This window comes from Sphingobium xenophagum (genome assembly GCF_031457465.1).
In the GTDB taxonomy this organism is placed as follows: Bacteria; Pseudomonadota; Alphaproteobacteria; order Sphingomonadales; family Sphingomonadaceae; genus Sphingobium; species Sphingobium xenophagum_A.
The window spans coordinates 18,686-32,036 of sequence record NZ_JAVDWV010000029.1 but is presented as its reverse complement, the minus strand read 5'-3'; the positions used below and the strand labels follow the sequence as shown (position 1 = coordinate 32,036).

Genomic DNA, 13,351 nt, shown 5'->3' with positions numbered 1-13,351 from the left:
CTACCCGATACGACAAGCTCGCCCGAAACTTCCTGTCAGCCGTAAGCCTCGCTGCCGCAGTGGCCTTCTGGCTTTGAACGAGTCTCGACCCTAGACCGCATCCACCTGCGATCAAAAGTGGGCGACCTCGTTCGAGGTGCTCGCGCGCGAAATTTTCGAAGCGAGCGAAGATGGCATCGCTGTAAATGCCCGCAAAATCACGGAACGAAGCATCCTCTAAACCGACGTCGAGATGGGGTGCCTGCGGGAGGCCCGGATAGTCTGAGAGTTTGCGATAGGGACCGTCGAGAAGGAATTCGAGAAGAGCCTGCTCCTCCGCCGTCGCTATCGAGCGGTTCGAGAAGGATGCGAGCGCCATCAATTTTCCGGCATCAGATTGGCGAGGGTAAGGGCCATCCTTTGGAAAATCCGGGTCTGCAAGCCCGTAAAGCAGCGCATAACGGTTACCGGGCTGTGTAAGCACATCTTTCACGACAGAAACCCGGCCAAGGCTGTCGATCTCGTAGAACGTCCCCATCTCGCCTTCCCAGACTAGGGCGTAGCATGGCTCTCCAATTGGAACCGAAGACATTCCGAAGGCGCACATGATGTGCGAGCGTTCGTGGGAGGAAGAGAAGTAATCTGAACGCCCACGCAAGAACCGACCCTTCTCATGGATGGCCAGATCCTCGGCTATTCCTCGATATCCGCCGTTACGGCGAGAGCCGTGCTCAAATTCGTAGTGATCCCGCAGCCACCAACCGCTCATACAAATAACGTCGGGAAGATCGGACAACTCGCCAACAACGTCGAGGACATCAGAAACCGATATGGCGGAGTAGCGGTAGTTGGAGCCCTTTTCGGCTTCGATTGAAAAAGATAACGTGCCGTCTTCAACGAAAGCAACGGCACCATCGTGACCTGGATTGTATGCCAGAATACGCAACGAGCTCTCCCCTCATAAAACTGAAATTCCACATGCAAACCGGTTCAGCGCGGCCGGTGGACATATGTTCAGTTTGATCTCGCTTGGCTGCGCAGACACTCAACCGCTGCTTCAAGCAGCGTCTCGTCGGGCCGCAATGTGCCCCATTCCTTCCAGAAGTCTCGCGTGGCGCTATCTGGCTTCACCTGTGGTTGATCGAGCTTGATCCGCGTAGGAAGAAGGACCGCATCGCCAAGCAAAAGCGCTTCGCCAGTGTCGAGTAGCGGGAGCATCGCGGTCAGCCCCACGAGAGAATCCGGCATGAGGCGCTTGATGACGTTTTGATCGCTGTCGTTAGTCAGCCTGAGTGCCAGGAAGTTGTTGCACTGGGAAAGAATCGTACGGCTAACGTCGGAGGGGCGCTGGCTCACCACGAGCAATGAGAAGCCGTACTTTCGGCCTTCCTTTGCGATGCGTTCGAAAGACCACAGCGCCTGCCGTTGTACGGCATCGGCGTCATCCTTAACAGGAAGATAGAGGTGGGCCTCGTCGCACAATAGCGTGACTGGTGTACGCGACTCTGCATTCATCCAGAATTGAACGTCGTAGAGCAGGCGGGCAAGCGTGCCGGTGACGACCGGAAGAACATCTGCGGGGACCTCAGAAAAGTCGATGATCTTAATGCCATTCCCGGAGTCAGCCCGCAGCAATTTCACGATCTGCTTCGCGAGCCATCCATAATCGAGCGCCTCACTCGGCGGCGAGAACATAAACCCATATCGACGGTCATCCAACTTCGCTTCCAAGCGAGAGAGAAAGCGGGTCAGCTTGTCTTCCCAATCCCCCTTAACAGCGGCACCGTTCTTTCCGACGCCTTTGGTGGTGTTGTCGGTCTTTAACCGGTCGACCAGCCCTGAGATTTCATAGGGGATGGGAGAATCAACGGTGAAGGTCTCCTTGACCTTAGCCTTCCCCGCCGTATCCAAAGTTTCACCTTTCAGCTCCCGCACGTGGAGCGTGAAGCGAGATGCCTGATTTGGCGCGTTTTGATCACTGCGATCCAAGATCATGGAGAGCATTTCATCGCGATTCAGCAGCCAGTAGGGTAGAAAGAGGGCGTCGTCCTTCGGCGCTGCGAGGTCACCTGGGCCCGCGATTCTGAAACGTTGCGCGAACCCGCTCTTGCTCTTGTCAGCAAGCGGCGCGTACTCACCATGCATGTCGAATACGACAATATTCGGATATTTCAGTTTGGCCGCTCTCTCCAGTATCAGGGCGACCGCCCAGCTCTTACCGGAGCCGGTGCTACCGAGAATCGCGGCATGTCTTTGGAAGAAACGATCTCCACTCGCGATCGCTTCAGCGCTCTGATCGGCGACGAATGTACCAAGCTTCAAGCGCTCGTCGTCGGAAAAATCGGCGCCCAGAATGCCCATAAATCGCTGAAGATTGCCGCCTTCGATGACGTAACAATTCCGGTCGATCTGCGGGAAGCTGTCCGCGCCGCGCTTGAAAGAGTTCGTCTTGTCGCCATCGACGGTTCGGTAGGTACCGATCACGAAGGCTTGCATGTGATCAGCGGGTGAGATGGTTAGTGTGCCGAACTCTCCCCCATCGGGATCAGATAACTCTTCGCGGAGTGAGCGCGTGACCCGGTCAGCCATTCCGATCAGAAACTCTGCCTGCGTCGCGCCCTTGATAGCGATTAGTTGGCCGATCCCGACACGGGTCAACATTTCGGAATTGGTGACGTCGATGGCAACGCGACTGGTGTCGACACCAGCCACGCGCCCGATCTGATCATTTTCTGTAAACTCGAGTGCTGGGCCGGTCATGCCGATAGAACTCCCTTCACAAATCCGTCGAGGTCCCAGTAGCTGATACCGGGGTAGAATAATTCTGCTCCATTGATGATGAAGCGGGAGCCAACCGTTCCAGCCTCCTCGCGGAAATCGGCGGCGATCACGTTCTTGTTGTCGATCGCGATCTCTCGCGCCTTCGGGGAAAGCGCGAAGGTAAGGATTACCGTCTTCACGCCCGATTTGATGCGTGGCGTGAGATGAGTTTCCAAGTGATCGTCATTGAACCCGTAGCCAATGATAAGGAAGCGGCTCGCCTTGTCGATGGCGTCATTGCCTCTCTCGCGATGTTTGTCGAATGGGCTCTCGTAGCCGCTGCGAAACTTGTTCAGTCCAGGGGTAATTATAAGCCGAGGCAAGGGCAATATTCCCGCATAGCGGACAGGGTTACCTTCGCGATGGTACCAGTCCAAGCTGCCGTGCGGCTTGAAGACATTCGCCTTCGGGGCAAATTTGTAGCGCACATTTTTACCCACAAGTTTCACTTGGCGGCAAAAGCTCCAATAGCTGTCCTCTGGCTCAAGCCGAGCGGCGAAATGGCCGGAGAACATTGTATCGACGCCCAAACCAGCTTCCTCGCATGCCAGCTCAGCAAGACGATCATAGTTCGTCGTCACGATTGGAATGCCGGTGCCCGGTTTCAACAGGTGCGGGATGAGATTGGTGAGCCGCAACGTCCTCGTTTTGTTGAAGACCTCTGAGATGATGCTCGCTTCAGAAGCAGCAATAAAGTCTCCGGTGCTTTGCACGATAGCCGCCTCAAGCGAAGCCGTGGGCGCATGTTTCAGCAGCGCGGCTTCCAGACCTTCTGTTTCGATGAGGGGGTGGATATCCTCCCAAAGCTTCGTGTCGTTTGGGGACAGGCTGGCGGGTATATGGGTCACCAGATGGTGACCGAGCGCACCCATCCCAGGAACCCCCTCTGCACAGGACAGCCCGGAGCCGACTATCAGAACGAGCCCATCCCCAAGATGTTCTTGAAGCTGCTTTTTTAGCGCACTTAATTCCACAGACCCCCACTGACGTCGCAACTCCACCCCAAACTACGCCGTACCTTGCGTCACTTGAAGCAAGCAAGCAAGCTGTGCATAATATTTTACTGCGCTACCTAACCGGAACTAAGATTAGCCGCCGTTATGGATGTAGTTGCCGATATCCATCGAGATAGCCTGATTGAGATTTTGGCAAAAGTTTTCGTAGAATTCTGATCGTTCATTTCGAGAATTTAGTGAGCGTTACCAGGTAGGAACTAGTGTCGCAATGACCCTATGCCGACCCCCTAGACGACCGTGCTCCCCTGCGAAGATCGCTTCCCTCGACAAGAGTATCTGCAATTTGCGTTATTAGGCCATGACAGGTTTTGGATGATCGACGAGCCATTTGAACGGTCGCAATGGGGGTGATTTCCGACGATCAGGTATCGGCGGTTTACGCTGGGGGAATGTCCGCTAACCTCAACGCGCAAACTCGAACCGGACATTCTGCAAAGTCCCCAAAGGTAGCCATTTGGGCCTTGACCATACCATTCCGGCGCCACCGGCAGAGGCCACCAGCAGCGCCGCCGCGCAAGCGGCGACCGCAAGGGTCAGCATCGCTGACCCGCGCCAGCGATCGTCACCGCCAGGCCGAGACCAGGCAACGGGGCTCGGCGGCGAGAAGCCTAGCTTCGCGCCGTAGAGCGCGGTCGCGCCGCATCGCAGGCGCGAGGCGTCATCCCTTCGGGGGAAACCCTATCTAATGGACAGAACGCACCGCATCGAGCGGACCAGAAGCGGGCTAGGGCTTACGCCGCATCAGCGAGCGATAGCCGCCACGCGCCATGGTGCCAGCCTCGCCCACCAGCCGACGCACCCGCGACCGCAGCGAATCCGAAGGTCCCATCCAGTCCTGCGCCACGCGCGCGTCCCCGAACAGGGCGGCACCGATGTCGCGCTGGCTGGCCCCCTGCCCGAGCGCATCATGGACGCGGAGCATATCGACCAACCGCGCGATCTGCGGATCGGGAGGAAATAACGAGCGCGAGAATTGCCGCCTGCGACACAGGTCGAGAAACCGGCGCAGTGGCAATACGCGTCGCTGCGAAGATAGGATGCCCTGTAATCGGAAATGCAGCAGGACGGCTTGCTGTCCCGTCAGGCACCCTTCCTCGATGTCGAAGCGGATATGATGCCAACCGTCGGACAGGACGGCATGTTCGCGTCCCTCCCTGCCGATGGCAATGGCGAGCCAGGGGGCGATGCGGTCGAGATCCAGGCTATCGGGATCGGCCGGATCCGCGGGGATGGCGGCGACGGCCATCGTCCCCGGGTCGAAATCGGCATGCCAGATGATCCGGGCATCGGGCGCTGCGCGGCTCGGATGCTCGGCGAAAGTGCAGCCCCCAAAGGAGCGGCTCGGGATTGATGCCGCCCGTGGCCGTACTGGCCCGCACATGCCAGGCGATATAATCGGGATCGCGGCGCAGCCATTCCCACATGAGGCCGGCCCGGTCGATCCCGCGCAGTCGCGCATAGCCTGCGGCATCCCGCCAATCGAGCAAAGGGCGTTCGCCGGTGGGCAAGTTCACTGGTCGGCTCTGCCGCCGCCGAGCAAGCGACGACCAGACCATGCCCCACAGATCATGGGCTCGCCATAGCAGCGTCGTGCGCACGACAGGGCCAGCGCCGGTCTTTTTCCATGAAAGCCGTTATGATATGACATTTTTGTTACTGGAGTCGTCGGGCGCTGACATGAGACACCAGCGCCTGGCCCGATATGTCGGGAAAGGGCGAACGCCGGGCGCGCGGTGACTTGAGGCACCGCCGGTGATCGCGACATCGTCTTATGAGACTGTCCAATATGGCGACGCACTTCAAATGCGTCGTGGATGCCGTGGCGAACGGCGATGATTTCGCTGCGGCCATGAAGGGTCTGACGGATCAGCTTGGTTTCCAATATTTTGCTCTGACGCATCATGTAGATCTCGCCAGGGCCAGCGGCGGCGCGATCCACCTGCATAATTATCCGACGCAATGGGCCGATTATTATCATCGCCATGCTTTGGGAGTCACCGATCCGGTCCACCGCGCGAGCCATGTGGCGCGCGTCGGCTTTCCCTGGTCGCACATGGCGGCGATGATCCCGCTGTCCGGCCGTGATCGCCGGATACTGGCATTGGGTCGCGAGCATGGCATCGGCGATGGCTTCACGGTGCCGGCGGTCCATGTGCCCGGCGAAGCGCGCGGCTCCTGTTCGTTCGCGAATGAAGCTGGCCGACCGATACCGCATGACATGCTCCCGCTGGCAGAGGTTGCGGGTCTGTTCGCCTTCGAAGGCGCCCGGCGCCTCTGGTCGATCGGCAGCTTGGGGCAGACACCGCCGCGCCCGATGCTCACCGACCGGCAGCGGGACTGCGTGCTCTGGGTTGCGCGCGGCAAGAGCGACTGGGAGATCAGCCTGATCCTGAAAGTGGGCGAAGAGACGGTGGCCCGCCATATCAAGCAGGCGTGTGAGAGGTATGGCGTGAACAAGCGGACATATCTGGTGATCCTGACGCTCTTCGACGGAACACTGACCTTCAACACTGACCTTCGCGGATATTTTTCGCCGCCGATATTACCCTTTTCCGGAATAGCGGCCTGACCCGCCGCGAGGCGACCCTGGACCGATCACGGCCAGGGAGTCCTTATCATGCTGCATATCCGTCAATCCGCTGCGCGACCGGCCTCGGACGCCGTCCTGCGTTCGATGTTCGCCGCTCGCAAATCCGTCTTCGTCGACCTGCTCAAATGGGACGTGCCAGTCCTCGCCGACAGCTATGAGATCGATCAGTATGACGACGCCCATGCGACCTATCTGATCCTGGCCGACCCCGACGGAACCCACCTGGGATCGGCCAGACTCCTGCCCACGACGCGCCCACATATATTGGGCGATTTCTATCCCGACCTGTGTGAGCACGCACCGCCGCAGGCACCGGACATCCATGAAATCACCCGCTTCTGCCTGGATCGCCACCTGCGGGCGGCGGAGCGGCGGCAGGTCCGCGATACGCTGGTGACCGCCCTCGTCGACCATGCCCTAGCGCACGGCATCACGGCCTATAGCGCCATTGCCGAGATGGGCTGGTTGCAGCAGATCCTGGCCTTTGGTTGGCGCTGCGCGCCGCTCGGCCTGCCGCGCAGGATCGACGGGGCCATGCTCGGCGCGCTGCGCATCGACATTGCGCCCGATACGAAGGCGTTGCTGGCTGAGCGCGGCATCGTCGCTTCGGCGTTGCGCATCCACCAGCGCGTCGCCGCCTGAGGGAGACGCCGCCATGACCGCCTCCATCACTCTCTCCCAAGCGATCGCGCGCCACGCGACCGAACTCATGACGCAAGGCTATTGCCTCGTCCCGGATGCCCTGCCGGCCGCGGCCATCGCGGCGCTCGACGAGGATCTGGCCGGGGATTTCGCTCGAACGCCCTTTGGCCAGGGCCATTTCTATGGCGAAACCACGAAGCGCTTTGGTCGGCTCCTGATCCGGTCCGACCATGCCAGGGCGCTGGTTCAGCATGCACTGATACTCGGCATCGTCGAAACAATCCTGTCGCCCTGGTGCGACTGCATCCAGCTGAACACGACCCAGGCGATCGCCATCCATCCAGGCGCCCCGGCCCAACTGCCCCACCGGGATCAAGATATGTGGCGGGGTCCGGTCGGCGATATCGAATATCTTGTCAATGTGATGTGGCCGCTGACGCCGTTCACGCCGGACAATGGCGCGACCCTGATATGGCCGCGCAGCCATGGCGCCAACGCGCTGGACGCCGAACCGCCAGAGGCACCGTTGCCTGCCGAAATGGCGCCGGGCGCGGCGCTCCTCCTGCTGGGCTCCACCCTGCACGGCGCGGGTGCCAACATCACCAGCACGGTCCGGCGCGGCCTTGTCGTGGGCTATGCGCTCGGCTGGCTCAAGCCTTATGAAAATCCCTGGCTGGCCTATCCTCCGGCTATCGCCCGGACCTTTCCGCCGGCGCTGGCGGCGCTGGTGGGCTATCACCAACACCGGCCCAATCTCGGCAATTATGAGGGCCAATGTCCCTCCATCCTGCTGGGCGACCATGGCGGCGCGCCGCTAGGCGCGATCGATGCGCTGCGGCCCGACCAGCAGGCGGTGGTCGATGCCCATGCGCATGACCAACAGGCGGCATCATGAACGCGGGCCCGACCGTCGAACGGGTCCATGACGCGCTGCGCCAGCGCATCATGCGCCGCGACTATCGGCCCGGCGACCGTCTCGACCCGGCGGTCCTCGCCGCGCCGCTGTCGTCGAGCGTGACGCCGGTCCGCGACGCGCTCCATCTGCTGACTGGGGAAGGCCTGGTCGAAACGCGCACGAGCGGCGGCTTCTATATTCCCGCGCTGGACGAGCCGGCCCTGAAGGATCGCTACGACTGGTCGGCCCAATTGCTGGTGCTCGCGATCCGCGCATGGCCCGGCGTGACGACCGCGATCATGCCGACCGCCATGGAAGGGTTGCCATCGCTCGCCGATCGCACCGGCGCGATCTTCCTGGCAATCGCCAGTCGGTCGACCAATGGCGAACATCGCCGCGCCATCGACCGGCTCAACGCGCGCCTTCATGCGATCCGCTCGGTCGAGACGCATCTGCTCGACGATATCGAAGCGGAACTGGCGGCGATTGCGTCCGCCGCCGGCCTTGGCGAACGCGACCGGCTGCGTCGCCTGATCCTGGTCTATCATCGCCGTCGGCGTCGGGCCGCAGCCGCCATCGTACGGGCGGTCTATCGGGTCGAATGACCCTGCCGTCCAACCTGCCAGCCAAACAATATCGATATAGAATCGGTATAAAATTCGGATAGCGAAACGGGCTTCCTACACTGCCATGGCTGCATGTCGCAGCATGACAGAAGGAGTCCATCATGGAACGCGAAGACACTCTGATCGACCTCGGGACCGCAAGCATCGAGACCAAGGGACCGGGCGGCATCGCCGGCGATGTCGGCCTGAACCAGGAACTCACCGGCCTGTCGGACGATTGATGCGGTGGCGCGCGGCTTCGGCCGCGCGCCATTGTGTCGGGCATCTCCCATGGCTAGCTATAGGCTCCGCACCGGCTTGAGCTTCTGCCGGATCGATAACCGAACGCTGTTTCTCGACCTGCCGACAGACCGCTATTTCGGCCTGAGCGTGCCGCTCGACACGGCGTTCCAGGCGCTGCTCGACACGGGCGCCGCCGATCCCGCGCTGGCGATACTGGTCGAGATGGGCCTGATCATACCCTGTCCAGAAGGCGGGCGGCCGAGCCCCTGCCCTGCCGCATCTCCAGTGCCAATCCTGCCACCGCAACTGGAGCCCCCCGCCCGCCCCTCGCTACTGGCGATAGCCATGGCGTTGGCGACACGGGCGCATTGGACCTTGCGCGTCCGCTATTGCCCGCTGGCCGCCAACATCGACCGGCTGGCCCGGCGCAAGGATGCAGGTGCCCCGATGCCGAAACCGACAGCGGCCGCGATCGCACGGCTGGCCGAGGCGCACCGCCGTGCCGGGCTGATCCTGTCCGCGCGCGACCAGTGCCTCCCCACATCCATGGCGCTGATGGCCGCCCTGACAAAGCGCGGTGCACGCCCCACGCTGGTGCTGGGCGTCAAGCTCGATCCGTTTCAGGCCCATTGTTGGGTCGAACTGGCAGGCACCGTCCTTAACGACGCGCCCGACCATGTGCGGCCCTTCACCCCGATCAGGCGGGTGTGATGGAAAACTATCTCATCCTTGCCAGCAGCCTGGCGGACCCGGCGCCGATCCCGGCCTGGATCAGGGCGGCGATCGCCGATCGGTCAGACCTTGCCATCGTCATCGACGATGCCGGGCTGCTGGTTGCGACGACGCCGGGCCTCACCCCCGCCGGACTGCCGCGCGAGGGCGAATGGGTGCTGGGGGATGTCTTCCAGCGTGAGACCAGCGACCGCGCGCATTCCAAAAGCGGCACGGCGACATCGGCGTCCATGCGCCCTCAGGACCTCATGCGGCACTATTGGGGCCATTATGTCGCAGTCCTGCGCGACGGTCCCACAGTCCTGGATATCGTGCGCGCACCATTCGGCCGCCTGCCCTGCCTCTACACGCAGCGCGATGGCCTGACCTTGATCGCGTCCGACCTCACGCTTCTCGCCTTGGCGGGGTGGATGCCGTCCGGCCTCGACTGGGGCGCGATCGCTCATCGGCTGGCGTTCCAGAATATAGCTTCGCCCACCACATGCCTGGCGGGCGTCACCGAACTGCAAGGCGGGGCCTGCCTGCATATCTGCGACGGCGCCATCACGGTGACACAGGCCTGGACGCCGTGGGACCATGGCGGCCGCCGCCATTGGACCGACGATCGCGACGAGGCGGCGGATGCGCTGCGCCGGGCGGTCACGGCGGCCGTCCGCGCCAGCCGTGGCGATGCCGAGCGCGTGCTCCTCATGCTTTCGGGCGGTCTCGATTCCTCGATACTGGCGGCGGCGCTCGCCAGCCAGGGCGGCGCCTATCACTGCTTCAACTTGTCCAGTCTTAGCGGAAATGGCGACGAACGAGGCTATGCCCGCGCGGTGGCAAGTCATCTTGGCGCCCCGATCCTCGAAGCGGAATGGGACGTCGGGCTGGTCGATATCAGCCGATCCCATGCGGCGGGACTGCCCAACCCCATGGCGCGCAGCTTCATGCAGGCCACCAATGCGCTCCTGGCGCAAGCGATTGGGACATCCGGCGCCGATCTGTCGATCGATGGCGGCGCGGGCGACAATGTCTTTTGCGCGCTGCAGTCGGTCGCGCCGGTGACTGATGCGCTGGTGCGCGGTGGGCGGTTGCACGAGGCCTGGGCGGTAGCGCTCTCGATCGCCTCGCTCGCGCAGGTCGGTGCAGCGACGGTTTTTACGCAGGCGGTCAAACGGGCCTTCCGGCGCTCGCCCGCCTATCGCTGGCATGGCGAAACCCAATTTCTGGCGTCGGACATGGTCAGCGACCAAGCCATCATCGCCGGGCATCCCTGGTTGCAGGCGTCCAAGGGGGCCGAGACCGGGACCGCCGCGCACATCGCGCTGATCGTCGCCGCGCAGACATGGGCCGAGGCCAGCGACCTGCACAGTCCGGTGCGCCATGCCTCGCCGCTGGCCACGCAACCGGTCGTGGAGGCGTGCCTACGTGTCCCGAGCTGGTGGTGGTTCGATGACGGACGCAATCGCGTGATCGCCCGCAACGCTTATGCCGCCCGATTGCCGCCCGACATCATCGAACGCCGGACGAAAGGCTCGCCCGACGGCTATATCGCCGCCCTGTACACCGCCAATCGAACGACCATCCGCACAATGCTGCTCGACGGCCGATTGCGCGCGGCGGGCCTGCTCGACGTGCCCGCGCTCGAACGCGCTCTAGGCGAATGCGGCCCGCTGCGGGGCACCGCCTATCACCGGCTCATGCGCCTAGCCGATGTCGAGGCCTGGATCGCGGGCCGGTCATGAGTGCCGCCTGTCCTACCCTGTTCTTCGCGGAGCCTTTGCCACCGCAGATATTGCGCCGCCTTGCCCGGGTCCGGATCGACAGTGTCGCGCAGCCAATAGTCGAACCAGTCGAGATTGCGTTCATAGATGGCGAGCCGATGGGCGGGCTGCCATTTATTATGATATTCGTCCGGAAACACATAGAGGTCGACCGGCTTGCCCTGCTCGCGCAGGGCGGCATAGACATCGATCGCGGTGAGATATTCCCTATCCGCCAGTTGCATGAGCAAAGGCGTGTCGATCGACGCCGCATTCTGGATCAGCGACCCGGGCGCCCAGAAGCGACGATCGTCGGCGGTCGCCGCAGGCCATCCCTGCCCGCGCATGGTGCGGGCGAAGGCGGGGCCGAACGTCGCATTGACCATCCACGGCTCGAGGCAGCAGGTGCTGACAGCTGCCGCAGCGAATCGACGGCTGTTGATCAGCGCGAAGCCCACCGTACTGGACCCGTCGCTCAATCCGGTGATGCCGATGCGCGCCGGATCGGCGACGTCCATGTCGATGACGCGCTGCACCCCGACCATCACGGCCGAGTGCAGGCTGCGCCGCTCGGCCCAGTTTGTCGTGGCGGCGGCGTTCAGCCGGTCCGCGTCGGTGGCGTTCGCATCGGCCTCGGCGACGAAGGGCGGACGCTGCAGGCTGAGCACGGCAAAGCCACGCGCCGCGAAGACATGGATCGGATATTCATTGCCCGTCGCGCCGCGCAGGAAGCCACTGCTCCAATAGGTCGTGACGATGAGCGGATGGCGCATGCCCGGCCTGTGGCCGGGCGGCAGGACCAGGTCGCCGCGCACCTCGAGCCCGCGATCGGTCCGCCAGCGGAGCCGCTGGACCTTGCCGAAACGGATCGCGGCAAAATCCGGATTGGGCACATAGAGCGTCGCGGCCTGACCCGTCCGCGGATCGATCCGCACGATATGGCGTGGCACGGTGGCACTTTCCGCCAGGCAGACGAGATGCGCCCGCGCCAGGACACAGCCATCGAGCACCCCGCTCGTGCGCAGGATCGCACGCGGCTGGCCCGCCCCGGGCTGCCAGCGATAGAGGACGAGATCGCCCAGATCCCAGCCTTCCCGCCGCAGGAACAAGAGCGGACCGCCTTGCGGCATCCACCACAGGCCGGTGAATTTGCCGCGACAGGCCGCATCGGTACAGGCGACAGGATCACCCGACGCTAGGCTTGCCCGCAGCAGGAGCGGGCTGAGGATATTCTCGCTACCATGCACCGTCCAGGCGCGGCGGCCGTCATCCGCCGCGGCGACGGGCAGCGGCAGGGGCGTGTTCAACCTGTCGGGCAGCAAGCGCATGGCGTCATCACCACGGGCCGGGCGCACGGCCAGGCTCGCGATATCGATCGCATAGTGGGACAAGGGCGTCGTGGCGACCGGCAAAGGGACCGGGCTCATGGCCGGCACGAAGCGGTCGTCATAGGGATAGCCCGTGAGGGCCGCACTGGCATCGGCGGCCCGTTCGACCAGCTGTCCGGTCCGGGCCGCGTACAGGAGCGCCTTGCCGTCGGTCCGCCAGACGAACTGCTCGATATCGACGGGAGAATGGGTGAGCGGATGCGCCATGCCGCCGTCCGCAAGGGCGATCCACAGCTGCGTCACGCCATGGTCCCGCCGCAGATAGGCGATCGAGCGGCCATCGGGGGACCAGGACGGCGTTACCACCGCAGGATAGCCGATGGGCGTGATCAGTCCCCGCACATTACCGGACGCCAGGATCATTTCGCCGCCCTGGTCGATAAGGCGCGGTCGCGCGCCGACGACGAGGTCCATCACCGCGAGCCCGACGCAGAGGCTGTTCGAAGCCGGATCGGGCCGGCTGATGATGAAGGCAGCGCGAGTCTGGTCGGGGGCGACGGCCAGCGGGCTGGGTCCGCCGAGCAGCGCGCCGTCGGGTCGACCGATGTCGCGCAGACGCGCAAGATCGAGGGGTGTTATCGATCGCTTGGGCCCTGCTGGCTGCGACGCACCCGGCAACAGGTCGCCGCAGCGCGCCCACCCCGATGACGAAAACGCGAGCATCATCACGCACGCGCCGAAAAGGCCCGTCTTCCCAAG

At 63.1% G+C, this 13,351-nt stretch carries 12 protein-coding genes and 1 pseudogene; 7 read left to right on the top strand and 6 right to left on the bottom strand.

From position 1 onward, the window contains the following. The 5 genes and pseudogenes from J2W40_RS19650 to J2W40_RS20635 form a co-directional block, all read right to left on the bottom strand. Positions 1-925, bottom strand: a pseudogene (locus tag J2W40_RS19650) (carbamoyltransferase C-terminal domain-containing protein); the annotation flags it as partial. A gap of 68 nt (positions 926-993) precedes the next feature. Further along, positions 994-2,739 carry an ATP-binding protein gene (locus J2W40_RS19645; protein ID WP_310227656.1) on the bottom strand — a complete coding sequence of 582 codons (1,746 nt, stop codon included), beginning with the start codon at positions 2,737-2,739 and terminating at the stop codon, positions 994-996. Next, a complete protein-coding gene (locus J2W40_RS19640; RefSeq protein WP_310227655.1) occupies positions 2,736-3,671 on the bottom strand; it encodes an SIR2 family protein in 936 nt (311 codons plus the stop codon). The genes J2W40_RS19645 and J2W40_RS19640 overlap by 4 nt, the downstream gene beginning before the upstream one ends. A gap of 868 nt (positions 3,672-4,539) precedes the next feature. Next, positions 4,540-5,061: a DUF2285 domain-containing protein gene (locus tag J2W40_RS19635; RefSeq protein ID WP_409050410.1), complete on the bottom strand. Its 522-nt coding sequence runs from the start codon at positions 5,059-5,061 to the stop codon at positions 4,540-4,542. Continuing rightward, the gene (locus J2W40_RS20635; RefSeq protein ID WP_409050412.1) at positions 5,018-5,239 is read right to left on the bottom strand and encodes a transcriptional regulator domain-containing protein; all 222 of its coding nucleotides are present in this window, start codon (positions 5,237-5,239) and stop codon (positions 5,018-5,020) included. Before J2W40_RS20635 ends, J2W40_RS19635 begins: the two co-directional genes overlap by 44 nt. Before the next feature lie 362 nt (positions 5,240-5,601). On the opposite strand from J2W40_RS20635, the gene J2W40_RS19630 reads away from it, so the two are divergent. The 7 genes from J2W40_RS19630 to J2W40_RS19600 all read left to right on the top strand — a co-directional run bounded on the left by J2W40_RS19630 (position 5,602) and on the right by J2W40_RS19600 (position 11,246). Next, entirely contained in the window at positions 5,602-6,384 is a 783-nt protein-coding gene (locus J2W40_RS19630; RefSeq protein WP_310227653.1) for a LuxR family transcriptional regulator, read from the top strand. 48 nt (positions 6,385-6,432) lie between these two features. Beyond that, the gene (locus tag J2W40_RS19625; protein WP_310227652.1) at positions 6,433-7,047 is read left to right on the top strand and encodes an acyl-homoserine-lactone synthase; all 615 of its coding nucleotides are present in this window, start codon (positions 6,433-6,435) and stop codon (positions 7,045-7,047) included. Between the two features lie 13 nt (positions 7,048-7,060). Continuing rightward, entirely contained in the window at positions 7,061-7,942 is an 882-nt protein-coding gene (locus J2W40_RS19620; protein WP_310227651.1) for a phytanoyl-CoA dioxygenase family protein, read from the top strand. Beyond that, a complete protein-coding gene (locus tag J2W40_RS19615) occupies positions 7,939-8,547 on the top strand; it encodes a GntR family transcriptional regulator (RefSeq protein WP_310227650.1) in 609 nt (202 codons plus the stop codon). Before J2W40_RS19620 ends, J2W40_RS19615 begins: the two co-directional genes overlap by 4 nt. A 122-nt stretch (positions 8,548-8,669) precedes the next feature. Beyond that, on the top strand, positions 8,670-8,789 hold the full coding sequence (locus J2W40_RS19610; RefSeq protein ID WP_017181796.1) for a benenodin family lasso peptide: 120 nt from the start codon (positions 8,670-8,672) through the stop codon (positions 8,787-8,789). A 49-nt stretch (positions 8,790-8,838) separates the two neighbouring features. Then, on the top strand, positions 8,839-9,501 hold the full coding sequence (locus tag J2W40_RS19605) for a lasso peptide biosynthesis B2 protein (RefSeq protein WP_310227649.1): 663 nt from the start codon (positions 8,839-8,841) through the stop codon (positions 9,499-9,501). Further along, positions 9,501-11,246: an asparagine synthase-related protein gene (locus tag J2W40_RS19600; RefSeq protein ID WP_310227648.1), complete on the top strand. Its 1,746-nt coding sequence runs from the start codon at positions 9,501-9,503 to the stop codon at positions 11,244-11,246. The genes J2W40_RS19605 and J2W40_RS19600 overlap by 1 nt, the downstream gene beginning before the upstream one ends. Here J2W40_RS19600 and J2W40_RS19595 read toward each other — a convergent pair. Next, positions 11,192-13,318 (bottom strand): Atxe2 family lasso peptide isopeptidase, encoded by a 2,127-nt coding sequence (locus J2W40_RS19595; RefSeq protein ID WP_310227658.1) that lies wholly within the window; start codon positions 13,316-13,318, stop codon positions 11,192-11,194. The genes J2W40_RS19600 and J2W40_RS19595 overlap by 55 nt on opposite strands. Between the last annotated feature and the right edge of the window lie 33 nt (positions 13,319-13,351).

Coding starts and splice junctions, on each gene's coding strand:
- J2W40_RS20635 (WP_409050412.1), bottom strand. CDS start 5,239: ATGTGGGAATGGCTGCGCCGCGATCCCGATTATATCGCCTGGCATGTG.
- J2W40_RS19630 (WP_310227653.1), top strand. CDS start 5,602: ATGGCGACGCACTTCAAATGCGTCGTGGATGCCGTGGCGAACGGCGAT.
- J2W40_RS19595 (WP_310227658.1), bottom strand. CDS start 13,318: ATGATGCTCGCGTTTTCGTCATCGGGGTGGGCGCGCTGCGGCGACCTG.
- J2W40_RS19600 (WP_310227648.1), top strand. CDS start 9,501: ATGGAAAACTATCTCATCCTTGCCAGCAGCCTGGCGGACCCGGCGCCG.
- J2W40_RS19640 (WP_310227655.1), bottom strand. CDS start 3,671: ATGGGTGCGCTCGGTCACCATCTGGTGACCCATATACCCGCCAGCCTG.
- J2W40_RS19605 (WP_310227649.1), top strand. CDS start 8,839: ATGGCTAGCTATAGGCTCCGCACCGGCTTGAGCTTCTGCCGGATCGAT.
- J2W40_RS19610 (WP_017181796.1), top strand. CDS start 8,670: ATGGAACGCGAAGACACTCTGATCGACCTCGGGACCGCAAGCATCGAG.
- J2W40_RS19635 (WP_409050410.1), bottom strand. CDS start 5,061: ATGGCCGTCGCCGCCATCCCCGCGGATCCGGCCGATCCCGATAGCCTG.
- J2W40_RS19625 (WP_310227652.1), top strand. CDS start 6,433: ATGCTGCATATCCGTCAATCCGCTGCGCGACCGGCCTCGGACGCCGTC.
- J2W40_RS19620 (WP_310227651.1), top strand. CDS start 7,061: ATGACCGCCTCCATCACTCTCTCCCAAGCGATCGCGCGCCACGCGACC.
- J2W40_RS19615 (WP_310227650.1), top strand. CDS start 7,939: ATGAACGCGGGCCCGACCGTCGAACGGGTCCATGACGCGCTGCGCCAG.
- J2W40_RS19645 (WP_310227656.1), bottom strand. CDS start 2,739: ATGACCGGCCCAGCACTCGAGTTTACAGAAAATGATCAGATCGGGCGC.